Source organism: Pseudomonas sp. KBN10P06128, assembly GCF_037574945.1.
Taxonomy (GTDB): Bacteria; Pseudomonadota; Gammaproteobacteria; order Pseudomonadales; family Pseudomonadaceae; genus Pseudomonas; species Pseudomonas aeruginosa.
Genome location: NZ_JBBELR010000001.1, coordinates 6,153,371 through 6,176,073 on the forward strand (window position 1 = coordinate 6,153,371; position 22,703 = coordinate 6,176,073).

Sequence of the window (22,703 nt, forward strand, 5' to 3'; positions counted from 1 at the left end):
GCAGGCGGTGGTCGTCGCTTGTCGTTCAAGCCCCGGCGGCGTCGCCGAGGCGGGGAATCCGTTGCTCCAGCAGCCGGTAGAGGCCGCTGTCCTGCGGCCAGTTGCGCAGGAAGCGCGCGCGGTCGCGGGCGTAGGCGCGGGCAAAGGACACCTGGCTGTGATGCTTGCGCATCGCGTCCAGGTCGATCAGCGCCCATTCGCCGCCTTGTTCATGGGCCTGCCAGAACAGGTTGTGTCCCTTCAGGTCGCCGTGGCTGATGCGTTCGCGGATCAGCGTCGAAAACAGCCGATCCAGTGCCGCCAACTCGGCTTCCGGTGGCGAAACGGCGCCATCGGGCATGTCCAGGCAAGGCTTAAAACGAGCGATTATATCCTGACCGCCGAGATAATCGGTAATCAGGTAGGCGCGCCCGCGCAGCCAGCACCAGCGCCGCTCCAGCATCGCCAGCGGACGGGCGGTGGCGATGCCGAGGAATTCCAGGCGGTTGCCTTCGCGCCAGGAGGCCCAGGCCCGGCTCGGCCGCCAGAAGCGCTTCAGCCAATGGACCCAGCCCTTGATGTTGTAGCGCTTGATGATCAGCGTGCGGCCGTTCGCTTCGACCCGGGCGACGGTGGCCGCGCCGCCGTCCTTGTAGACGTGGCCGGCGGCGATCAGGCGGTCCGCGTCCGCCAGCAGGGGCGCCATCGTCTCGGCCTCGCTGCGGCGGGCGGCGAACAGGCGGCACGGACCGCGCACGACGCTGAACAGGCTACAGTCGCGACCGACCTTCCTCAGCAGGTCGCGCACCCGCCAGCGGCGAACCTTGGCGATTTCCTTCTGCAAAGCTTCCAGCGGCAGCGCATGCTCGCCGTTGGCCAGCAGGTAGTGCACCAGCAACTCCTCCAGGAAAGGATCGAGGAGCGCCGGCAACTGGGCGAAGAACACCCCGAGGTTTTCCAGCACTTTCTGTCGCGACAGCGGCTGGCCGGGAGTTTCCGCACGCACGCCGCCACCGTCGATGAGATACAGGCGGCCGGCGTGGCGCAACAGGTTGTCCAGGTGCAGGTCGGCCTGCCAGAGGCCCTTTGCATGCAGCTCGCCAATGGCTGCCAGGGCTTCGCCGAGCACCGCTTGCTGGGCATCGCCCAGCGGCGCCTGGGCCTCCACCGCACGCCAGGCGTCACCGAGGCTCTGCGCCGCGTCGAGGTAGTCGAACAGCAGCCAGCCGCCCTCGCCCTCCTGCAGCCCGTCGGCCAGCAGCGCCGGGGTGGTCAGCCCCTGGGCCGCGAGCAGACGCGCCCCTTCCAGTTCGCGCTGGAAATGCCGTGCGGCCTTGCCGCCCACCAGCAGCTTGGCCAGCACCTTGCGCCCACGCCATTCGCCGGCACCGACGTAGCGCTGCCCGGGCAGCACCCGCAGCAGACTGTCCAGGCGCAGTTCGGCAGCGCCAGCGCCATCCGCCAGGGTCACCCGCAATGGCAGTTGCGGGTGGCGCCCGGCGGCTTGCAGTTCGGCCAGTCTCATCGGCGCGACTCCTTGCGCCGGCGGCGCTGGTCGAGAAGGCGATACCACTGCTCGACCTCGGCCGAGTCGAGGGGTTCGTCGACATAGGCGGAGATGAATTCGTGCACGTCCGCTTCGCTCCAGTCCGGGGCACGGCGCAGCATCGGCTCCAGGTCCTTGACCTGGTCGCGGCGGCCGAACCAGATCGGGCGGGTCTTCTCCAGGTCGATCAGGCAGGCCTCGAAGACACCATCGGCCCCCTCGCGGAGGAATACATGCTTGGGATAGAAGCAACCATGCATCTGTCCGGCCGCGTGCAGCTGGCGCGCCAGCCTGCCAACCGCCCGGAGAATCGCCCGGCGCCGCTCTTCGGCCAGGTCGTGCCAGGACGCCAGCCAGGTGTCCAGGTCCTGCCAACCGTCCAGGGCACGGGTCAGGAGGATCGCCTGGCGCTCTCCGCCGACCGCCTGCTGGGCGAAGAACGCCGCCTGCAGGGCGGGAATGCCCAGCGCCCGGTAGCGCTCGATGTTGCGGAACTCGCGGGCGAAGGTCGGCTCGCCCAGCGGATGGCGCAGGCTGCGGGTCAGGTGGTTGCTCTGGCGCTTCAGGTAGTAGGCGGAGTCGCCCAGGTCGAGGCGGTAGACGCTGCTCCAGCCACCCCGCTCGGTATTCGGTTCGTCCACGGCGTCCAGCTGCAAGGCCCACAGGGCGTCGAAGCTGTCCAGACGGTTGCGCTGGAGCAGGTCGTGGTCCTGCGCGGCGATGAAAACGCTCATTCGCGCCCCTCGAAGAAAGCCACCACCTGGCGAATACGCTTCTTGTCGGATTCGTTCAGGTGCCGGCGACGGCGATATTGCAGGTAGAAGCGCAGGCGCTGGGTGCGCGACAGGTGGTACTTGGCCACCTTGTCCAGGCAGGCCAGGTCCTTGGTGATCCGGTAGCGCAGCATGAAGCTCCACCAGAATGCGCCGTTCGGGCAGTCGATGAAATACACCAGCGGCTGGTCGTCCACCAGCAGGTTGCGCCACTTCAGGTCATTGTGGGTGAAATGCTGGTCGTGCATCAGGCGCGTAGCCTTGGCGATCTGCCGGCTGACGCCGTCCACCCAGCGTGGGTCCTTCAGGCGCGGATCCCGGTTGCAGGCGAGCACCGACAAGTCCTCGGTGCCCGGCAGTTCGCGGGTGATCATGGCGCCGCGCTGGAAGGCGCCAGCCTTGCGCTCCAGCCCCCAGGCGACCACTTCGGCGGTGGGAATGCCCCACTTCTCGAAGCGCTTGAGGTTCTGCCACTCGGCCTTGATCCGCGGTCGCGCCAGGTAGCGGCGCAAGCCCTTGCCGGCGCTGCGGTAGCGCTTGACGTAGTAACGCACGCCGTCGCGCTCGATGCGGATGACTTCGGACAACGGGTCGCGGGTCAGGCGCTCGCCCTCCAGGGCGAACACGCTATCGAGGCTACCGAAGTCGGCGGCCAGGTGACGGTAATCGGGTTCGAGGGTCCACCCCGCCATCAGAGCAGGTCTCCGTAACGCTGCTTGCGTTCGTAGAGTTTTTCCGCCTTGCGTTCCATCCAGGCCAGCAGGCCGGCCTCGTCGCGCAGTATCTCGCGCAACGGCCGGCGGAAATAGGTGCGCAGGAAGCGTAGCTTGTCGCGACGCGTCAGTCCGATGTCCAGCGCAGAGAAATACAATGCCGCCAGATCCTTGTTACGCCAGCGTTTCGGCGTGGCGTCGCGGGTCTGGGCACGGTGCAGGTCGATCACCGAGAGGCGGAAATCGTCCGCGCTCACCGGCTTGTCGGTGTGCAACAGGAAATGACAGATGTAGCAGTCGCGATGGTTGACTCCGGCACGGTGCATGTCGCCGACCATCCGCGCCACCGCCTCTACCAGCGCGCGCTTGAGCCGCGGCGGTGGAGGACGCTCGCGCCAGTCCTGGGAGAACACCTCGAGGTCCACGGTCGGCGCCAGTTCCTCGGTGACGATGAAGGAATGCTGCCGCGCCGGATCGCTGCCGCGCTCGCCGTAGGCGACCGCGGTCATGGTCGCTACGCCGGCCTCGTGCAGGCGCCGGATGGCCTGCCACTCCTGGCGCGCGCCGAGCACCGGGAGCTTGGCGGTGAGCAGGTTCTTGGCGATCTCGCCCCAGCCGATGCCACGGTGGATCTTGACGAAGTAGCCGCGCCCGTCGACCTCGGTGCGCAGGGTGCGGCGCCCCTCCAGTTCGCGGTAGACCTTGCCTTGCAGCGCCTCCACCGCCTCGAACGGGTCGCGCCCGCTCCACAGGCGCTTGAACGGCTCTTCCAGCACCAGCCTCATGAGGCCTCCCCGAGGATCAGGTCGGCGGCGCGCTGCGGCATGCTGTAGAGGTCGGCGTGATCGGCGTAGGCCAGGCCATTGTGCGACCAGGCGGCGCGCGCCGGAGCGTCCTCCAGCATTTCCGCGAGCAGGCGGTTGAGACTGTCCTGCTCGAACGGACTCGGCAGCACCCGCCCGGCGTCGGCCTCGGCGATGTAGTGGGCATAGCCGCAGACATCGGTCACCAACACCGGCAGGCCGGAGACCAGCGCCTCCAGCAGCACCGTACCGGTGTTCTCGTTGTAGGCCGGGTGGATCAGCAGGTCGGCGCCGAGCAGGAAGCGCGGGATATCGCTGCGACCCTTGAGGATCTGTACCTGGTCGTTGAGACCGAGGGCGGCGATCTGTAGCAGGAACGGCTTGGGATCGTCCTGGCCGATGGCGATCAGCCGGGTACGCCTGCGCAACGCCTTGGGCAGCGCGGCCAGCGCCTTCAGGCTACGATCCAGGCCCTTGGTCTTGAAGCCGGAACCGATCTGCACCAGCAGCAGGTCGTCCTCCTCCAGGCCGAACTCGCGGCGGAATTCCGCACGCACGTCCGCGGCGTTGGCCGGCGCCCGGCGATCCTGGCTGATCCCCGGCGGCAGCAGATGGAAACGCTCGGCCTGGGTGCCGTAGTGCTTGACGAAGAGCGGCTGCTGCACCTCGGAGATCATCAGGATCTCGGTCTTCGAGGCCGGGTCGAACACTGCCCGTTCGTAGCCGGCGAAGTGGCGGTAGCGGCCCCACTGGCGGTACAGCGGGTTGCGCAAGGTCTGGGCCTTTTCCTCGAAACAGGCGTCGGCGGCGTAGTAGACATCCAGTCCGGGCATCTTGTTGAAGCCGATCACCCGCTGCACCGGGCGCCTGGCCAGGTCGGCGCGGACCCACGCGGTGAACTTCTCGTTGCGCCGGTGGTTGAAGATCGAGCGCACCGGGGCCACCAGCACTTCGAAGCCGTCCGGCACGTCGCCCTCCCAGATCAGCGTATAGACGCGGATGCCGTGCCCGCGCCGCTGGCATTCCAGGGCGATGCGCATGAAGTCGCGCTGCAGGCCGCCGAAGGGGAAGTATTTGTAGAGGATGAACGCCAGGGTCATCGGAGGGTCTCCGGGGCCAGCAGCATGGCCTCCAGCTGGGTGGCCACGCGCTGGGGATTCAGCCGGGTGAAGCACAGCGGCTGCTCACGCTTGAGATCGAACAGTTTGCGGTCCTCTTCGGTCGGCTGGTAGGTACAGGTCTTCTTCAGGCACGGCGCACAGGGGAAGTCGCTGCCCAGGTGGACCTGGGAGCGCCCGTAGGCGCCGGTGAAGCCAGGATTGGTCGGACCGAACAGCGACAGCGTCGGCACGTCCAGCGCCGCCGCCAGGTGACCGAGGCCGGTATCCACCGCCACGCAGGCGCGCGCGCCGGCAAGCACCTTGGCCATGCCGGCCAGGGATAATCTGGGGAGTACCGCGGCATTTTCCAACCCCGCCGCCAGGCGCCCGGCCCGCTCCCGCTCGGCGGCGCTGCCCCAGGGCAGGCGCACCGACCAGCCGCGCTCGCACATGCGCTCGGCCAGTTCGCGCCAGTAGGCTTCCGGCCAATGCTTGGTGACCCAGGTAGTACCGTGCAGGAACACCAGGTACGGCGCGCCAGGGTCGGCGTCGGCCAACTGCTCGCGGTCCAGGCCATAGTCACCGACCGACTCGGGCAACGGGTAGTCCAGCGCCTGGGCGAACAACTGGCGCGTGCGCTCCACCGCATGCTGCCCCCAGGCGACCGGATAGGCACGGCGGTAGAAGCGGCTGGCGAGCGGCTCGCGCGCCGAGTCGCGATCGAGACCGGCGACCGGCGTCTTGCCCACGTAGCGGGTCAGCCAGGCACTCTTCAGCAGCCCCTGGGCGTCGATCACCAGGTCATAATCGACTTCCTTCAGGCGCTGTTTGAAGCGCCGCCATTCGCCGTTGCGCAGGGTCTGCCAGAGGTTCTTGCGCCAGCGCCGGATCGCCACCGGGATCACCCGCGCCACCGCCGGATGCCAGGCGGGAATCTCGGCGAAACCTTCCTCCACCACCCAGTCGAACTGGATGCCGGGAATCGCCCGGGCGGCGTCGGTAAGCGCCGGCAGGGTGTGGATCACGTCGCCGAGGGACGAGGTCTTGACCAGCAGTACCCTCATCCGGCGACCTCGGCAGGATCGCCGACCAGCCGCTCCAGGGCTTGCAATACCAGGCCAGGCGGCAGCTCGCGGAGGCAATTGTAGTGGCCGAAGCGACAGGTGCGCTCGAAGCACGGGCTGCACTCGAGACCGAGGCGGACGATCTCCACCCGGTCCGCCAGCGGCGGGGTGAACTGCGGCGAGGTGGAGCCATAGACGCCCACCAGCGGGCGATCCAGCGCGGCCGCCACGTGCATCAGGCCGGAATCGTTGGACACCACCGCGCCAGCGCAGGACATCAGGTCGATGGCCTCGGCCAGCGAAGTCTCCCCGGCAAGATTGAAGGACTCCTCGCGCAACCCCGGAATCAGGCGCTGGCGAATCTCCTCTCCACCGGGATGGTCGTTCTTCGAGCCGAACAGCCAGACCTGCCAGCCGGCACGGATCTTCGCCTCGGCGACCGCGGCGTAGTGTTCCGCCGGCCAGCGCTTGGCCTCGCCGAACTCGGCGCCGGGACAGAGCGCCAGCACCGGGCGGTCCAGGCTCAGGGCGAACTTGTCGAGCGCCGCCTGGCGGCTGCCGTCGTCGATCCGCAGGCGCGGCTGCGGATAGGGCTTCGGCAACTCCACGCCCGGCTCGAAGGCCAGGGCCATGAAGCGTTCGATCATCAGCGGATAGCGCTGCTTGTCGAGCTTGCGGATGTCATTGAGCAGCCCGTAGCGCATCTCGCCGCGCCAGCCGGTGCGCTTCGGTATTCCGGCGAACCAGGGCACCAGCGCCGACTTCAGCGAGTTGGGCAGCAGGATCGCCTGCTCGTACTGACCGCGCAGGCCGCGTCCGATCCGGCGCCGGGTGGCGACGTCCATCACCCCGTGGCCGAGCGGGAAGCTCAGGGCCTGGCGCACCTCGGGCATGCGCTCGAGGATCGGTCGGCTCCATTCGGGCGCCAGCACATCGATCACGCACTCGGGATGCCGCTGGCGCAGACACTGGAACAGGGTCTGCGCCATCACCATGTCCCCCACCCAGGAGGGACCTACGATCAGAATTCTCATTCAGGCTCCGGAAATGATCAGGGAGGCTTTCGCCTCCCTGTCACACCCTTCTTCGGTGCTTACTTGACCAGGGTACGCCACTCGGCGTGGGCCTCGGTCTTGCCGCTGACCAGGTCGAAATAGGCTTTCTGCAGCTTTTCGGTGACCGGGCCACGGCGGCCGGCACCGATCTTGCGACCGTCCACTTCGCGGATCGGCGTGACTTCCGCGGCGGTGCCGGTGAAGAAGGCCTCGTCGGCGATGTACACCTCGTCGCGGGTGATGCGCTTCTCGACCAGTTTAAAACCGTGTTCGGCGGCCAGGGTCAGGATAGTGTTACGAGTGATGCCGTTCAGGCAGGCGGTGACTTCCGGGGTGTAGATCACGCCATCCTTGATGATGAAGATGTTCTCGCCGGAGCCTTCGGCCACATAGCCTTCCGGATCGAGCATCATGGCCTCGTCGGCGCCGCCGGAGATCGCTTCCTGGAGGGCCAGCATCGAGTTGATGTAGGCACCGTTGGACTTGGCGCGAGTCATCGAGATGTTGACGTGGTGGCGGGTGAAGGAACTGGTGCGCACCTTGATGCCTTGCTGCAGGGCTTCCTCGCCCATGTAGGCGCCCCAGCTCCAGGCGGCGATGATCACATGGACCTTCAGGCCGCTGGCGCGCAGGCCCATGCCTTCGCTTCCGTAGAACACCATCGGGCGGATATAGGCGCTTTCCAGGTTGTTCTCGCGCACGGCGGCGCGGGTCGCCTCGTTGATCTCGTCGCGGCTGTACGGGATCTGCATGTTCATGATGTGCGCGGAGTCGAACAGCCGGTCGGTGTGCGCCTGCAGGCGGAAGATCGCCGTGCCCTGCGGGGTGTCGTAGGCGCGCACGCCCTCGAACACGCCCATTCCATAGTGCAGGGTATGGGTCAGCACGTGCGTGGTCGCATCGCGCCACTGCACCAGTTCACCGTCATACCAGATCACGCCATCACGATCGGCCATCGACATAGTTGCCAGCTCCTTCAGATATTCGTTACGTACTTGCGTTACGTGCCTGAGTGGATCAGCCGAGCCGCAGCTCGCGCCAGATCCTGATCACTTCTCGCCGCTCCGTCTGGAAGTGCTCGCCGCTCACGACCCCGGCCTCCTTCTGTAGTGCCAGGCGGTGTGCGGCTGCGCGATAGGCCTTGTAGGCCTCCTGCAGGAGACGGACGTCCTCGCTGGCGATCAGGCCAGCCCGTTCCAGTCCTTCCAGAATGCGGATGTTATCGGTGAATTCGAGCAGCGCCGGGTGTTCTCCGGACCAAGCTAGAACCGCATATTGCACCATAAATTCGATATCGACGATACCACCGGCATCGTGCTTGAGATCGAAGGCTGCCGTGGCCTCGAAGGCATTCGAGGCGGTGCCGGCGGCGGTCGCGCGGGTTCCCAGGTTGTCGCGCATCTTGGCGCGCATTTCGCTGACTTCGGTGCGCAACGCGTCGAGATCGCGCGGCCTCGCCAGCACCTCGGCACGTACCGCCTCGAAGCTCGCCTGCACCCGCCGGCAACCGGCCAGCACCCGGGCGCGGACCAACGCCTGGTGCTCCCAGGTCCAGGCCTCCTGCTCCTGGTAGCGCTGGAAGGCGCCCAGCGAACTCACCAGCAGGCCGGCCGCGCCGCTCGGACGCAGGCGCATGTCGACCTCGTAGAGGGTGCCGGATGGCGTCTGCGCGGTGAGGAAATGGATGATCTTCTGCCCCAGGCGGGTAAAGAACTGCGCGCCATCGATGGATTTGCCGCCATCGGTCTCGCAGTGGGGGTCGCCGTCATGGATGAACACCAGGTCGAGGTCCGAGCCATGACCGAACTCCAGCCCGCCGACCTTGCCGTAGCCGACGATGACGAAGTCCGGATCGCACGGCGTGCCGTCGGCGCGCAACGGCCGGCCGTGACGCTGCACCAACTGCCGCCAGGCCAGTTCGAGGACCTCGACGAGGATCGCCTCGGCCAGCCAGGTCAGGTAGTCGCTGACCTTCATCAACGGCAGCGTGCCGGCGATCTCCGAGGCCGCCACCCGCAGCCCGTGGGCCAGTTTGAAGTGACGAAGGGTCTCCATCTGCTGCTCGAGGTCGTCCTCGGGAATCCGCATCAGCCGTTCGCGCAGCTCGGCGGCCAGTTCGGCGGCCTGTGGAGGACGGAACAGGCGCCCCTCGTTGAGCAGTTCGTCGAGCAGGATCGGGAACCGCGCGATCTGCTCGGCAACCATCGGGCTGGCCGCGCAGAGGGTCAGCAGGCGCTCCAGCGCGCCGGGGTTCTCGGTCAGCAACACCAGGTAGGCGGAACGCCGCGCCACCGCTTCCACCAGCGGCAGGACCCGCTCCAGCACCAGGTCCGGCTGGGGGTTTTCCACGGTCATCGCCAGCAGGCGCGGAACGAAGGCATCCAGGCGCTCCCGGCCGAGACGCTGCATCGCTCGCACCTGGGGGCCGTGGCGCAGATCGCTGAGACGCTTCCAGGCCGCCTCGGCATCGACGAAGCCGGCGTCGGCCAGTTGCCGGCTGGCCGACTCCTCGTCCAGCGCCTCCTCCCACAGCGGGATCCACTCGGCGCCGACGCTGCCGCAGGCCGCCTCGCCGCTTTCGTCCTCGTCCGGGTCGGCGATCACCTGGCGGAAGTGCCAGTCGATGCGCGCCCGCCAGTGGCTCAGGCGCTCGTGGAATGCGGCCCAACTGGCGAAACCCATGATGAAGGCCACGCGGATGCGGTCGTATTCGTCGCTGGGCAGCATTTGCGTCTGCCGGTCGGCCAGCGCCTGGATGGCATGCTCGGCGTAGCGCAGGAACTCGTAGCCGCCGCGCAGCTCCTCGACCACCGCCGGCGGCAGGTAGCCCTGCCCCTCCAGGGTCGCCAGCACCTTCAGCAGCGGTCGTTGCTGCAAGCTCAGGTCGCGCCCGCCATGGATCAACTGGAAGGCCTGGGCGATGAACTCCACCTCGCGGATACCGCCTTCGCCCAGCTTGATGTTTTCCGACATCCCCTTGCGCCGGACCTCCTGCTGGATCAGCTGCTTCATGGTGCGCAGCGCCTCGATGGCGGAGAAGTCCAGGTAGCGCCGATAGACGAACGGCCGCAGCATGCCGAGCAGTTGCTCGCCTGCCTGCTGGTCGCCGCCGACCACCCGCGCCTTGATCATCGCGTAGCGCTCCCAGTCGCGCCCCTGGTCCTGGTAGTACTGTTCCAGCGCGGCGAAGCTGTAGACCAGCGGTCCGCTGGAGCCGTAGGGACGCAGGCGCATGTCGACGCGGAAGACGAAGCCGTCGACGGTGATCGCATCCAGCGCCTTGATCAGCTTCTGCCCCAGGCGGGTGAAGAACTCCTGGTTGTCCAGCGAACGCTTCGCCCCCTCGGTCTCGCCGCCCTCCGGGTAACCGAAGATCAGGTCGATGTCCGACGACAGGTTGAGTTCCACCGCACCCAGCTTGCCCATGCCGAGGACCACCATCCGCTGCGGTTCGCCGGAGCGCCGGCCGATCGGCGTGCCGAACTGCTCGCACTGGCGCCGATGGAGCCACTCGCAAGCCAGGTCGATGCAGGCGTCGGCCAGGGCCGACAGGTCGCGACAGGTTTCCGCCAGCGCGGCGCGACGGGTCAGGTCGCGCCAGATGATGCGCAGTTGCTGGCGTGTGCGGAAACGTCGCAGACGCCGACCGAGTTCGTCCTCGTCGGCGCAATCCTCCAGCCGCGCCTGCAACTGGCTGCGCAGTTCGCCGGGCGCGTGGGGGTTCTCCAGCTCGCCGCGTTCGGCCAGTTCCAGCAGCATCGCCGGGTCGCGCACCGCCTGCTCGGCGACGAAATCGCTGGCCGCGGCGACCCGTCGGAAATCCTCCAGGCGCTCCTCGGGCCAGGCCTCCAGGCGGGCCAGGGCGGCGGCATCGAGAGCGGCGACAGCGGAGCGGAGGGCAGTCCCGGCGCGTTCGGCGGCGGGCAGCAGGGTGGCCGGCAGATTCGCCAGCGAAGGCAGGCTCATGGTCTATCCTGTTTGGGCTTCCGACCGAAGACCACAGGCTCGACGCACAACGTCGAAAAGGCTCTACATCGGGCCTTATAGCCTGACAGCGACAATCGAAATGTAGTTTTACTACTAAAAATTGTATCCAGAGGGCTGTTTCTCAGACTGATCTGTAGTAAAACTACAAGTCGCCGGGTACACCCCCGGAGAACATCCAAGAATTAGCTGCGGTCGCCCACGAGGCCGGCCGCTCACCTATGGCATCCGATTCTGGAAGCCTTTCCGCCCTGGAGCAAGCCATGCAAGACCTCGATCCCGTCGAAACCCAGGAATGGCTGGACGCCCTGGAGTCCGTACTCGACCGCGAAGGTGAAGACCGCGCTCATTACCTGATGACCCGCATGGGCGAGCTGGCCAGCCGTAGCGGCACCCAACTGCCCTACGCGATCACCACGCCCTACCGCAACACCATTCCGGTAACCCACGAAGCACGCATGCCCGGCGACCTGTTCATGGAACGCCGGATTCGCTCCCTGGTGCGCTGGAACGCCCTGGCGATGGTGATGCGGGCGAACAAGCACGACCCGGACCTGGGCGGCCACATCTCCACCTTCGCCTCCTCGGCGACCCTCTACGACATCGGCTTCAACTATTTCTTCCAGGCTCCCACCGACGAACATGGCGGCGACCTGGTGTTCTTCCAGGGCCACGCGTCCCCCGGCGTCTACGCCCGCGCCTTCCTCGAAGGCCGCATCAGCGAGGAACAACTGGAGAACTTCCGCCAGGAAGTGGACGGCAACGGCCTGTCCTCCTATCCGCACCCCTGGCTGATGCCGGACTTCTGGCAGTTCCCCACCGTATCCATGGGCCTTGGCCCGATCCAGGCGATCTACCAGGCACGCTTCATGAAGTACCTGGAAAGCCGCGGCTTCATCCCCGCCGGCAAGCAGAAGGTCTGGTGCTTCATGGGCGACGGCGAGTGCGACGAGCCGGAATCCCTCGGCGCGATCTCCCTGGCCGGCCGCGAGAAACTCGACAACCTGATCTTCGTCATCAACTGCAACCTGCAGCGCCTCGACGGCCCGGTCCGCGGCAACGCCAAGATCATCCAGGAACTGGAAGGCGTGTTCCGCGGCGCCGAGTGGAACGTCAACAAGGTCATCTGGGGTCGCTTCTGGGACCCGCTGTTCGCCAAGGACACCGCCGGCCTGCTGCAGCAGCGCATGGACGAGGTCATCGACGGCGAATACCAGAACTACAAGGCGAAAGACGGCGCCTACGTCCGCGAGCACTTCTTCGGCGCGCGTCCGGAACTGCTGGAAATGGTCAAGGACCTTTCCGACGAGGAAATCTGGAAGCTCAACCGCGGCGGCCACGACCCCTACAAGGTCTATGCGGCCTACCACCAGGCGGTCAACCACAAGGGCCAGCCGACCGTCATCCTGGCCAAGACCATCAAGGGCTACGGCACCGGCAGCGGCGAAGCGAAGAACATCGCGCACAACGTGAAGAAGGTCGACGTCGACAGCCTGCGCGCGTTCCGCGACAAGTTCGACATCCCGGTCAAGGACGCCGACCTGGAGAAGCTGCCGTTCTACAAGCCTGAAGAAGGCAGCGCCGAGGCCAAGTACCTGGCCGAGCGCCGCGCCGCGCTGGGCGGCTTCATGCCGGTGCGCCGGCAGAAGAGCATGAGCGTGCCGGTTCCGCCGCTGGAAACCCTGAAGGCCATGCTCGACGGCTCCGGCGATCGCGAGATCTCCACCACCATGGCCTTCGTGCGGATCATCTCGCAGTTGGTCAAGGACAAGGAACTCGGCCCGCGCATCGTCCCGATCGTCCCGGACGAGGCCCGTACCTTCGGCATGGAAGGCATGTTCCGCCAGCTCGGCATCTACTCCTCGGTCGGCCAGCTCTACGAGCCGGTGGACAAGGACCAGGTGATGTTCTACCGCGAGGACAAGAAGGGCCAGATCCTAGAGGAAGGCATCAACGAGGCCGGCGCCATGTCCAGCTGGATTGCCGCCGGTACTTCCTACAGCACCCACAACCAGCCGATGCTGCCGTTCTACATCTTCTATTCGATGTTCGGCTTCCAGCGCATCGGCGACCTGGCCTGGGCCGCCGGCGACAGCCGCGCGCACGGCTTCCTGATCGGCGGCACCGCCGGTCGCACCACGCTGAACGGCGAAGGCCTGCAGCACGAGGACGGCCACAGCCACCTGCTGGCCTCGACCATCCCGAACTGCCGCACCTACGATCCGACCTACGCCTACGAACTGGCGGTGATCATCCGCGAAGGCTCGCGGCAGATGATCGAAGAGCAGCAGGACATCTTCTACTACATCACCGTGATGAACGAGAACTACGTCCAGCCGGCCATGCCGAAGGGCGTAGAGGAAGGCATCATCAAGGGCATGTACCTCCTCGAGGAGGACAAGAAGGAAGCCGCTCACCACGTGCAACTGCTGGGCTCCGGCACCATCCTGCGCGAAGTCGAGGAAGCGGCCAAGCTGCTGCGCAACGACTTCGGCATCGGCGCCGACGTCTGGAGCGTGCCGAGCTTCAACGAACTGCGTCGCGACGGCCTTGCCGTCGAGCGCTGGAACCGCCTGCATCCGGGCCAGAAGCCGAAGCAGAGCTACGTCGAGGAGTGCCTGGGCGGCCGTCGCGGCCCGGTGATCGCCTCCACCGACTACATGAAGCTCTACGCCGAGCAGATCCGCCAGTGGGTTCCCTCCAAGGAGTACAAGGTGCTCGGCACCGACGGCTTCGGCCGCAGCGACAGCCGCAAGAAGCTGCGCAACTTCTTCGAAGTGGATCGTCACTGGGTGGTGCTGGCCGCGCTCGAAGCGCTGGCCGATCGCGGCGATATCGAGCCGAAAGTGGTGGCCGAGGCCATCGCCAAGTACGGTATCGATCCGGAGAAGCGCAACCCGCTGGATTGCTAATTCGCTCCATACTCCCCTCGGCAGCGAGGGGTTTCGAGCACGCCGGCGCCGCCAACGGGCGGCGCCGGCTCACAACGAACCAAGGACCAAAAGTCTTTGTTTTGCGCGCCGCACAGCGGTGGTGGCACGTAAAAGGAGAGGAATGTGAGCGAACTCATTCGCGTACCCGACATCGGCAACGGTGAGGGTGAAGTCATCGAGCTGCTGGTCAAACCCGGCGACAAGGTCGAGGCCGATCAGAGCCTGCTGACCCTGGAATCCGACAAGGCCAGCATGGAAATCCCCAGTCCCAAGGCCGGGGTAGTGAAAAGCATCAAGGCGAAGGTCGGCGACACCTTGAAAGAAGGTGACGAAATCCTCGAGCTGGAAGTGGAAGGCGGCGAACAGCCTGCCGAAGCCAAGGCCGAGGCAGCGCCCGCCCAACCGGAAGCGCCGCAAGCCGAAGCGCCTGCTCCCACACCGAGCGAGAGCAAGCCGGCCGCCCCCGCCGCGGCCAGCGTCCAGGACATCAAGGTCCCGGACATCGGCTCGGCCGGCAAGGCCAACGTCATCGAAGTGATGGTCAAGGCCGGCGACACGGTCGAGGCCGACCAGTCGCTGATCACCCTGGAATCCGACAAGGCCAGCATGGAGATCCCCTCGCCGGCCTCCGGCGTGGTGGAAAGCGTCTCGATCAAGGTCGGTGACGAAGTCGGCACCGGCGACCTGATCCTCAAGCTGAAGGTGGAAGGCGCCGCTCCGGCAGCCGAAGAGCAGCCGGCAGCCGCTCCGGCCCAGGCCGCGGCGCCCGCCGCCGAGCAGAAGCCCGCCGCGGCGGCCCCTGCGCCAGCCAAGGCCGATACCCCGGCTCCGGTCGGCGCACCCAGCCGCGACGGCGCCAAGGTCCACGCCGGCCCGGCGGTGCGCATGCTGGCGCGCGAGTTCGGCGTCGAGCTGAGCGAAGTGAAAGCCAGCGGTCCCAAGGGCCGCATCCTCAAGGAAGACGTCCAGGTCTTCGTCAAGGAGCAACTGCAGCGCGCCAAGTCCGGCGGTGCCGGCGCCACCGGCGGAGCCGGTATCCCGCCGATCCCGGAAGTCGACTTCAGCAAGTTCGGCGAAGTGGAAGAAGTGGCGATGACCCGCCTGATGCAGGTCGGCGCCGCCAACCTGCATCGCAGCTGGCTGAACGTGCCGCACGTGACCCAGTTCGACCAGTCGGACATCACCGACATGGAAGCCTTCCGCGTTGCCCAGAAGGCCGCGGCGGAGAAGGCCGGGGTCAAGCTGACCGTACTGCCGATCCTGCTCAAGGCCTGCGCCCACCTGCTCAAGGAACTGCCGGACTTCAACAGTTCGCTGGCCCCCAGCGGCAAGGCGCTGATCCGCAAGAAGTACGTACACATCGGCTTCGCCGTGGACACTCCGGACGGCCTGCTGGTCCCGGTGATCCGCGATGTCGACCGGAAGAGCCTCCTGCAACTGGCCGCCGAGGCCGCCGAGCTGGCCGACAAGGCCCGCAACAAGAAGCTCTCGGCCGATGCCATGCAGGGCGCCTGCTTCACCATCTCCAGTCTCGGCCACATCGGCGGCACCGGCTTCACGCCGATCGTCAACGCGCCGGAAGTGGCGATCCTCGGTGTGTCCAAGGCGACCATGCAGCCGGTATGGGACGGCAAGGCCTTCCAGCCGCGCCTGATGCTGCCGCTGTCGCTGTCCTACGACCATCGCGTGATCAACGGCGCCGCCGCGGCGCGCTTCACCAAGCGCCTGGGCGAGCTGCTGGCGGACATCCGCACCCTGCTCCTGTAATACCTGCGCCGCTCCCCACGGAGCGGCCAGCCCCTCTCGCGAGCATGCCACGCTCGTCTCTCGGCCCCACCGGATGGTGGGGCTTTTTTTGCCCGCCTGACGGCTCGGCGAAACTGCGACCCGTCGTACCGCCAGCGAATGCCAAAGGACCCACAGGCGCGAGTTCGGCGCGCACGATGACAGGCGCTCGACGCCAACCCTCCCGGCGAAGCCAACCCTACGAAAAACAGGGCTTTTCCAGCGGCGCCGCAGACCTCCGACCGTCCAGCGGTTTTTTCCCGGATACGCTTAACTTGGGCCCTGCCGGGCCGATACAGAGTTACTTGTCAGACCAATCGGCATAATGCACCCTTTGCCTGCACCCCATCGAAACGGGTCGAGGCCTCCCCCTCGCTCAGTACCTGGAATCAGCCTCGCATGAAAAGTCATCCCGATGCCGCCAGCCGTTCGGCGGCCGAGGTTGTCACGCAGCTACCCGTGCCGTCGCGGCTCGGGCTGCTGCGTTTCGAGCGGCTGAACGAGCCGAGCTGGGCACTGCTGTTCCTCGATCCTGCCTGCGAGCGCCAGCTCGGGCTGCCGGCGACTACCCTCTGCGCACTGCTCGATGCGCCTTACGCCAGCCTGATGGAACCCGAGGCCCGCCACCGCCTGCACGAGCAGATCCAGCAGCAACTGGTGAAGCGCCCGCACTACCAGGTGAGCTACAAGCTGCACACACCCAACGGCGTGCTGACCATGCTGGAGTTCGGCGAAGCCTTCCAGCAGCATGGCCGCCAGTTGCTGCACGGCTACCTGATGGTCGAGGAGCGAGCGGAGAGCGCCGAGCGCAGCGAACAGTTGCTCGACCTGGAATCGCAGAACCTGCGCCTGAAGGCGTCCCTGGACCTCTACCAGCGCTCCCAGGACGACCACCTGCAACACCTGCTGCGCTCGCGCACCCAGCAGAACCTGATCGTCCGCCTGGCCCGCCATCGCTACCTGTCCAGCGACCCGCTGCTGGAAGCCGCGCAACTGATCACCCAGGCCGCCTGCGAAGCCTACGGCACCGCGCGCGCCGGCATCTGGCGCCTGCTCGACGACCAGCGCCTGGAAGCGGTGACCGTCTACCGCCGCGACCTCGACCAGTACGAGAAGCCCCAGAGCATCGACGCCAGCCGCTACCCCGCCTACCTCGAGGCGGTACACAGCGGGCGCGCCATCGACGCCCACAACGCCCAACGCGACCCACGCACCCAGGAACTCTACAAGGACTACCTGAAGCCGCTGGGCGTCAACGCCCTGCTCGACGCCACCATCCGCATCGGCGGCGAGGTGGTCGGCGTGCTGTGCCTGGAACACGCCGGCGAGAACCGCATGTGGCAGAGCGACGAGATCGCCTTCGCCGGGGAACTCGCCGACCAGTACGCGCAGGTCCTGATGAACCACGAGCGACGCAATGTCTCCAGCGCCCTGCACTTGTTCCAGCGCGCGGTGGAACAGAGCGCCAGCGCCTTCCTGCTGATCGACCGCAACGGCGTGGTGGAATACGTCAATCCGAGCTTCACCTCGATCACCCAGTACAGCGCCGACGAAGTGCGTAACCGACGCCTGTCCGAGCTTCCGGCGCTGGAGAACCTCAGCGAGCTGCTGTTCGACGCGCGTTCCGCGCTGACCCAGCAGAACAGCTGGCAGGGCGAGTTCCGCAGCCGCCGCAAGAACCACGAGCCTTACTGGGGCCAGTTGTCGCTGTCGAAGGTCTACGACGATCTCGGCGAGCTGACCCACTACATCGGCATCTACGAAGACATCACGCAGAACAAGCTGGCCCAGCAGCACATCGAGAAACTCGCCTACCGCGACAACCTCACCGGCCTGGCCAACCGGCACTATTTCATCGGCGCCCTCGAGGAACGCCTGGAAAGCAGCGGCGACCGCCCGCTCAGCCTGCTGCTGGTGGACATCGACAACTTCAAGCGGATCAATGACAGCCTCGGCCACCAGACCGGCGACAAGCTGCTGGTCAGCCTGGCCCGGCGCTTGCGCAGTTGCCTCGGCGACGGCGCCACCCTGGCGCGCTTCGCCAGCAACGAGTTCGCCGTGCTGCTCGACGACACCGCGGTGGAAAAGGGCGAAAGCATTGCCGCGCAGGTCCTGCACATGCTCGACAAGCCGCTGTTCGTCGACAACCAGTTGATCAACATCACCGGCTCCATCGGCCTGGCCAGCGCCCCGCAGCACGGCTGCGACCCGCAGACCCTGATGAAGTACGCCGGCCTGGCGCTGCACAAGGCCAAGGCCAACGGCAAGCACCAGGTCCAGGTGTTCACCGAGGCGCTGACCGCCGAGGCCAGCTACAAGCTGTTCGTCGAGAGCAACCTGCGCCGCGCCCTGGCGCAGAACGAACTGGCGGTGCACTACCAGCCCAAGCTGTGCCTGCGCAGCGGCCAGTTGCTCGGCCTGGAAGCCCTGCTGCGCTGGCAGCATCCGGAAAAAGGCATGATCCGCCCGGACCGCTTCATCAGCGTGGCCGAGGAAACCGGGCTGATCGTGCCGATCGGCAAGTGGGTGATCCGCGAAGCCTGTCGCCAGGCCCGCGAGCTGGCCGAGGCCGGGCTGGGCGAGCTGCAGATCGCCATCAACCTGTCGCCCAAGCAGTTCACCGACCCGGACCTGGTCGGCTCGATCGCGGCGATCCTCCACGAAGAGAACATTCCGGCCAGCCAGCTGGAACTGGAGCTCACCGAAAGCCTGCTGCTGGACGCCACCGACGATACCCGCCAGCAACTCGAACGCCTGAAGAGCCTCGGCCTGACCCTGGCGATGGACGACTTCGGCACCGGCTACTCGTCACTGAGCTACCTGAAGAAATTCCCCATCGACGTGATCAAGATCGACCGCAGCTTCATCAAGGACATCCCGGACAGCCAGGACGACATGGAAATCACCTCGGCGGTGATCGCCATGGCCCACAACCTCAAGCTCAAGGTAGTCGCCGAAGGCGTGGAGAGCGCCGAGCAACTGGCCTTCCTCCGGCGCAACCGCTGCGACATCGGCCAGGGCTACCTGTTCGACCGGCCGATCCCCAGCGACCTGCTCAATACCAGCCTGCTGCGCTATCCCTGCCGCACCCTGCACTGATCGCCCAGGCCTCCCCCGCCGGCGCGGAAAGGCTGTACTCTCTGTGCTCATCCGCGAGTCATTCGCCTACCCCCTGAGCAGGAGACGAGAGCCATGGTTCTGCGTTCTGAAATCCTCACCAAGAAAAGCGAGCTGCCCACGCCGGACCAGGCCCTGCCGGGTCGCGAAAGCGCCATGCCGGTGCCCGAAGCGCACTTCGTCAACGGCCGCCCGCTGACCGCGCCGTTCCCCGCCGGCCTGCAACAGGTGCTGTTCGGCATGGGCTGCTTCTGGGGCGCCGAGCGTCGCCTCTGGCAGCAACCGGGCGTCTGGGTGACCGCGGTGGGTTATGCCGGCGGCTACACGCCGAACCCGACCTACGACGAAGTCTGCTCCGGCCTGACCGGCCACAGCGAGGTCGTGCTGGTGGTCTACAACCCGCAGGAGACCAGCTTCGAACAGCTGCTCAAGGTATTCTGGGAAGCCCACGACCCGACCCAGGGCATGCGCCAGGGCGGCGACATCGGCACCCAGTACCGCTCGGTGATCTACACCTTCGACGCGGCCCAGAAGGCCGCGGCCATGGCCAGCCGGGAGAGCTTCCAGGCCGAACTGGCGAAAGCCGGCTACGACCGCATCACCACCGAGATCGCCGACGTCCCGCCCTTCTACTACGCCGAGGCCTACCACCAGCAGTACCTGGCGAAGAACCCCAACGGCTACTGCGGCCTGGGCGGCACCGGGGTGTGCCTGCCGGCCTGACGACTATTCCGCCACCAGCCAGTCGAGACGCCAGCCGCCCTGGCTCTGGGCCATGACCTCGGCCAGCCAGGGCAGCAGGTCGCGCAGTTCGTCCTCCAGCGGCCACGGCGGATTGACGATGGCCAGCCCGGAGCCGTTGAAACGCTCGGCGTCGTCGATCGGATGCACGTGCAGCTCGGCACGCAGCAGCTTCGGCGCGACGCTACGTTCCAGGGCCTGGTAGAAACGCTTGAGCTGGCGCTCGTCCTTGATCGGATACCAGATCACCACCACCGTCTGGCGCATCCGCCCGATCGCCTCGTCGAGCGCAGCGACACAACGCTGCAATTCGTCGGCCTGCTCGAACGGCGGATCGATCAGCAGCACCGCGCGCTTTTCCGGCGCCGGCAGGAACGCCCGCGGCAGCAGCCAACCGTCGCCCTGGTGCACGGCGACCCGCCGTTCGCCAGCCATGTTGGCCTTGAGCAGGCGGCCGTCCTCGGGATGCAGTTCGTTGAGCAGCACGCGGTCCTGGGCGCGGGTCAGGCGCCGTGCCAGTTCCGGCGAGCCCGGGTAGTAGCGCAGGGAGCCGTCCGGGTTCAGGTGACGGATCACGTCCAGGTAATCGTCCAGTTGCTCGGGCAGGCCTTCGCGCTCCCACAGGCGGGCGATGCCCTGCTCCCACTCGCCGGTGCGGCTGGCCTCGTCACCCTGCAAGTCGTAGAGGCCGACCCCGGAATGGCTGTCCAGGTAGGCGTACGGCGTGTCCTTGCGCCCCAGCAGGGCGAAGATTCGCGCCAGCACCAGGTGCTTGAAGACATCGGCATGGTTGCCGGCGTGGTAAGCGTGACGATAGTTCATGATGACTGCTCCTTGGACAGCGCCAGGCAGCGCTGCTAGCCAGACCGCCCGGCCCCGGCGGATTCGCGCCGACCCCGCGTCGGCACAGGCCCTCGCCCATGGGCGAGGGGCGCGGATTCTACCAGCCTCCCGAGGCTTCGGCAGCGGTCTCGCCGTCGCAGGTTTGGCCCTTGTATCACGCATATCGATGTTGGTTGGCGACCTTCATTCACCAGCCTAGACTCGCTGGCACCCTGGCACCGCCTGCGACGGTCGATGCCTTCGCCGCGCCGCCCCACGATCCCCTTTCGCCGAGGTCGTCATGTCCGAAACCCTGCTCAGTTCCCGCAACCTGGCGTTCGAGCTGTACGAAGTCCTCGATGCCGAAGCCCTGACCCAGCGCCCGCGCTTCGCCGAACATAGCCGCGAAACCTTCGATGCCGCCCTCGGCACCGCGCGGAGCCTGGCGGAAAAGCTGTTCGCCCCGCACAACCGCAAGGGCGACGAACACGAGCCGCTCTATGAGAATGGCTCAGCCACGCTGATTCCGGAAGTGAAGCCGGCAGTGGATGCCTTCCTCGACGCCGGCTTCCTCAACGCCACCCGCAGCTTCGAGCAGGGCGGCATGCAGTTGCCGACCCTGCTGTCGCAGGCCTGCTTCGCCCACTTCCAGGCGGCCAACGTCGGTAGCTCGGCCTATCCGTTCCTGACCATGGGCGCCGCCAACCTGATCGAGAGCTTCGGCAGCGAGGAGCAGAAGCAGCGCTTCCTGCAACCGATGATCGAGGGCCGCTTCTTCGGCACCATGGCCCTCACCGAACCGCACGCCGGCTCCTCCCTCTCCGACATCCGCACCCGCGCCGAACCGGCTGCCGACGGCAGCTATCGGATCAAGGGCAACAAGATCTTCATCTCCGGCGGCGACCACCCGCTCTCCGAGAACATCGTGCATATGGTCCTGGCCAAGCTGCCGGATGCACCGCCGGGGGTGAAAGGCATCTCGCTGTTCATCGTGCCGAAGTTCCTGGTCAACGCCGACGGCAGCCTAGGGCCGCGCAACGACGTGATCCTCGCCGGCCTGTTCCACAAGATGGGTTATCGCGGCACCACCTCCACCGCGCTGAACTTCGGCGACAACGGCGCCTGCGTCGGCTACCTGGTGGGCAAGCCGCACCACGGCCTGGCCTACATGTTCCAGATGATGAACGAGGCGCGCATCGGCGTCGGCATGGGCGCGGTGATGCTTGGCTATGCCGGTTACCTCTATTCGCTGGAGTACGCCCGCGAACGCCCGCAGGGCCGCCTGCCGGACGGCAAGGACCCGAGCGCGCCACAGGTGGCGATCATCCGCCACGCCGACGTGCGGCGCATGCTGCTGACCCAGAAGGCCTATGTCGAAGGCGCTTTCGACCTGGGCCTGTACGCCGCGCGCCTGTTCGACGACAGCCAGACCCTGGAGGACGACGAACAGCGCCGCCAGGCCCACGAACTGCTCGACCTGCTGACCCCGATCGTCAAGTCCTGGCCCTCGGAGTTCTGCCTGAAGGCCAACGAGCTGGCGATCCAGATCCTCGGCGGCCACGGCTACACCCGCGAATACCCGGTGGAACAGTACTACCGCGACAATCGCCTGAACCCGATCCACGAAGGCACCCACGGCATCCAGTCCCTCGACCTGCTGGGACGCAAGGTCGGGCAGAACAACGGCGCCGGCCTGCGCCAGCTGACCCGCCTGATCCAGGACGCCTGCCGGCGCGCCGAAGCCCATCCATCCCTGGCCGCCCTGCGCCAGCCGCTGGAACGGCTGGTGGCGCGGCTGTCCGAGGTGACCCTGGCGCTGCTCGGCGACCTGATGCAGGGCCAGGTCAACCAGGGCCTGGCCAACTCGGCGCTGTACCTGAAGGTGTTCGGCCATGCGGTGATCGGCTGGCGCTGGCTGGAGCAGGCGATCCGCGCCGAGGAAGGGCTGGCTCGCGGCGACTGCGCCGACGCCGACTTCTATCGCGGCAAGTTGCAGGCCGCTCGCTACTTCCTGACCTGGGAAGTGCCTGGCTGCCACCACGAACTGGCGCTGCTGGAGGCCCGCGACGACGTGTGTTCGAGCATGCAGGAAGAATGGTTCTGATCCTGCCTGCCCTTTCCCGCCCCGGTCACGTCCGGGGCTTTTTTATGTCCGGGCATGAACGCCGGGTTGCCGTTGCCTGGCGGCCACGCCAGCGAGTTCGCGCGCACTCGCCCGGACAACGCGAAAGCCTCGGAATTCCTTCGAAAAAAACCGCCGACGCCCCTTTACAGTCCGCCAAATCCGC

Annotated in this window: 15 protein-coding genes; 5 read left to right on the plus strand and 10 right to left on the minus strand. The window is 66.7% G+C overall.

Features of this window, described 5'->3' with window-relative positions; translation table 11 throughout:
• Positions 1-25: 25 nt before the first annotated feature.
• The 9 genes from VQ065_RS28745 to glnE are packed head-to-tail and all read right to left on the minus strand — an operon-like array spanning position 26 to position 10,999.
• Positions 26-1,504 (minus strand): lipopolysaccharide kinase InaA family protein, encoded by a 1,479-nt coding sequence (locus VQ065_RS28745; RefSeq protein ID WP_003095768.1) that lies wholly within the window; start codon positions 1,502-1,504, stop codon positions 26-28.
• Positions 1,501-2,259, minus strand: a complete 759-nt coding sequence (locus VQ065_RS28750; protein ID WP_003095770.1) for a lipopolysaccharide kinase InaA family protein — start codon at positions 2,257-2,259, stop codon at positions 1,501-1,503. Before VQ065_RS28750 ends, VQ065_RS28745 begins: the two co-directional genes overlap by 4 nt.
• Positions 2,256-2,990, minus strand: a complete 735-nt coding sequence (locus tag VQ065_RS28755) for a lipopolysaccharide kinase InaA family protein (protein ID WP_003095773.1) — start codon at positions 2,988-2,990, stop codon at positions 2,256-2,258. The genes VQ065_RS28750 and VQ065_RS28755 overlap by 4 nt, the downstream gene beginning before the upstream one ends.
• Positions 2,990-3,796: a lipopolysaccharide core heptose(I) kinase RfaP gene (gene rfaP / locus VQ065_RS28760; RefSeq protein WP_003095775.1), complete on the minus strand. Its 807-nt coding sequence runs from the start codon at positions 3,794-3,796 to the stop codon at positions 2,990-2,992. The genes VQ065_RS28755 and rfaP overlap by 1 nt, the downstream gene beginning before the upstream one ends.
• The gene (locus tag VQ065_RS28765) at positions 3,793-4,914 is read right to left on the minus strand and encodes a glycosyltransferase family 4 protein (RefSeq protein WP_003095777.1); all 1,122 of its coding nucleotides are present in this window, start codon (positions 4,912-4,914) and stop codon (positions 3,793-3,795) included. The genes rfaP and VQ065_RS28765 overlap by 4 nt, the downstream gene beginning before the upstream one ends.
• Entirely contained in the window at positions 4,911-5,978 is a 1,068-nt protein-coding gene (gene waaC / locus VQ065_RS28770; RefSeq protein WP_003095779.1) for a lipopolysaccharide heptosyltransferase I, read from the minus strand. The genes VQ065_RS28765 and waaC overlap by 4 nt, the downstream gene beginning before the upstream one ends.
• Complete coding sequence (waaF, locus tag VQ065_RS28775) at positions 5,975-7,012, minus strand: lipopolysaccharide heptosyltransferase II (RefSeq protein WP_003109905.1); 1,038 nt, start codon at positions 7,010-7,012, stop codon at positions 5,975-5,977. Before waaF ends, waaC begins: the two co-directional genes overlap by 4 nt.
• A 59-nt stretch (positions 7,013-7,071) precedes the next feature.
• Positions 7,072-7,995: a branched-chain-amino-acid transaminase gene (gene ilvE, locus VQ065_RS28780; RefSeq protein WP_003095783.1), complete on the minus strand. Its 924-nt coding sequence runs from the start codon at positions 7,993-7,995 to the stop codon at positions 7,072-7,074.
• Positions 7,996-8,050: 55 nt separating this feature from the next.
• Positions 8,051-10,999 (minus strand): bifunctional [glutamate--ammonia ligase]-adenylyl-L-tyrosine phosphorylase/[glutamate--ammonia-ligase] adenylyltransferase, encoded by a 2,949-nt coding sequence (glnE, locus tag VQ065_RS28785; RefSeq protein WP_003095784.1) that lies wholly within the window; start codon positions 10,997-10,999, stop codon positions 8,051-8,053.
• Positions 11,000-11,280: 281 nt separating this feature from the next.
• Between glnE and aceE the strand changes: the two genes are divergently transcribed.
• The 4 genes from aceE to msrA all read left to right on the plus strand — a co-directional run bounded on the left by aceE (position 11,281) and on the right by msrA (position 19,575).
• Positions 11,281-13,929: a pyruvate dehydrogenase (acetyl-transferring), homodimeric type gene (gene aceE / locus VQ065_RS28790; RefSeq protein ID WP_003095785.1), complete on the plus strand. Its 2,649-nt coding sequence runs from the start codon at positions 11,281-11,283 to the stop codon at positions 13,927-13,929.
• A 144-nt stretch (positions 13,930-14,073) separates the two neighbouring features.
• Positions 14,074-15,717 carry a dihydrolipoyllysine-residue acetyltransferase gene (gene aceF / locus VQ065_RS28795; RefSeq protein WP_023098859.1) on the plus strand — a complete coding sequence of 548 codons (1,644 nt, stop codon included), beginning with the start codon at positions 14,074-14,076 and terminating at the stop codon, positions 15,715-15,717.
• Positions 15,718-16,134: 417 nt separating this feature from the next.
• Complete coding sequence (gene dipA, locus VQ065_RS28800; protein WP_003095788.1) at positions 16,135-18,834, plus strand: phosphodiesterase DipA; 2,700 nt, start codon at positions 16,135-16,137, stop codon at positions 18,832-18,834.
• Between the two features lie 93 nt (positions 18,835-18,927).
• Complete coding sequence (msrA, locus tag VQ065_RS28805; protein ID WP_003095789.1) at positions 18,928-19,575, plus strand: peptide-methionine (S)-S-oxide reductase MsrA; 648 nt, start codon at positions 18,928-18,930, stop codon at positions 19,573-19,575.
• Between the two features lie 3 nt (positions 19,576-19,578).
• Here msrA and VQ065_RS28810 read toward each other — a convergent pair whose 3' ends face one another.
• On the minus strand, positions 19,579-20,415 hold the full coding sequence (locus VQ065_RS28810; protein WP_003095790.1) for a 23S rRNA (adenine(2030)-N(6))-methyltransferase RlmJ: 837 nt from the start codon (positions 20,413-20,415) through the stop codon (positions 19,579-19,581).
• Between the two features lie 301 nt (positions 20,416-20,716).
• Here VQ065_RS28810 and VQ065_RS28815 point away from each other — a divergent pair, with 301 nt between their 5' ends.
• Complete coding sequence (locus VQ065_RS28815) at positions 20,717-22,519, plus strand: acyl-CoA dehydrogenase (protein ID WP_003095792.1); 1,803 nt, start codon at positions 20,717-20,719, stop codon at positions 22,517-22,519.
• Positions 22,520-22,703 lie beyond the last annotated feature (184 nt).

Excerpts from the sequence above, each read along its gene's own strand:
- VQ065_RS28745 (WP_003095768.1), bottom strand. The coding sequence starts at position 1,504 with ATGAGACTGGCCGAACTGCAAGCCGCCGGGCGCCACCCGCAACTGCCA.
- VQ065_RS28750 (WP_003095770.1), bottom strand. The coding sequence starts at position 2,259 with ATGAGCGTTTTCATCGCCGCGCAGGACCACGACCTGCTCCAGCGCAAC.
- VQ065_RS28755 (WP_003095773.1), bottom strand. The coding sequence starts at position 2,990 with ATGGCGGGGTGGACCCTCGAACCCGATTACCGTCACCTGGCCGCCGAC.
- rfaP (WP_003095775.1), bottom strand. The coding sequence starts at position 3,796 with ATGAGGCTGGTGCTGGAAGAGCCGTTCAAGCGCCTGTGGAGCGGGCGC.
- VQ065_RS28765 (WP_003095777.1), bottom strand. The coding sequence starts at position 4,914 with ATGACCCTGGCGTTCATCCTCTACAAATACTTCCCCTTCGGCGGCCTG.
- waaC (WP_003095779.1), bottom strand. The coding sequence starts at position 5,978 with ATGAGGGTACTGCTGGTCAAGACCTCGTCCCTCGGCGACGTGATCCAC.
- waaF (WP_003109905.1), bottom strand. The coding sequence starts at position 7,012 with ATGAGAATTCTGATCGTAGGTCCCTCCTGGGTGGGGGACATGGTGATG.
- ilvE (WP_003095783.1), bottom strand. The coding sequence starts at position 7,995 with ATGTCGATGGCCGATCGTGATGGCGTGATCTGGTATGACGGTGAACTG.
- glnE (WP_003095784.1), bottom strand. The coding sequence starts at position 10,999 with ATGAGCCTGCCTTCGCTGGCGAATCTGCCGGCCACCCTGCTGCCCGCC.
- aceE (WP_003095785.1), top strand. The coding sequence starts at position 11,281 with ATGCAAGACCTCGATCCCGTCGAAACCCAGGAATGGCTGGACGCCCTG.
- dipA (WP_003095788.1), top strand. The coding sequence starts at position 16,135 with ATGAAAAGTCATCCCGATGCCGCCAGCCGTTCGGCGGCCGAGGTTGTC.
- msrA (WP_003095789.1), top strand. The coding sequence starts at position 18,928 with ATGGTTCTGCGTTCTGAAATCCTCACCAAGAAAAGCGAGCTGCCCACG.
- VQ065_RS28810 (WP_003095790.1), bottom strand. The coding sequence starts at position 20,415 with ATGAACTATCGTCACGCTTACCACGCCGGCAACCATGCCGATGTCTTC.
- VQ065_RS28815 (WP_003095792.1), top strand. The coding sequence starts at position 20,717 with ATGTCCGAAACCCTGCTCAGTTCCCGCAACCTGGCGTTCGAGCTGTAC.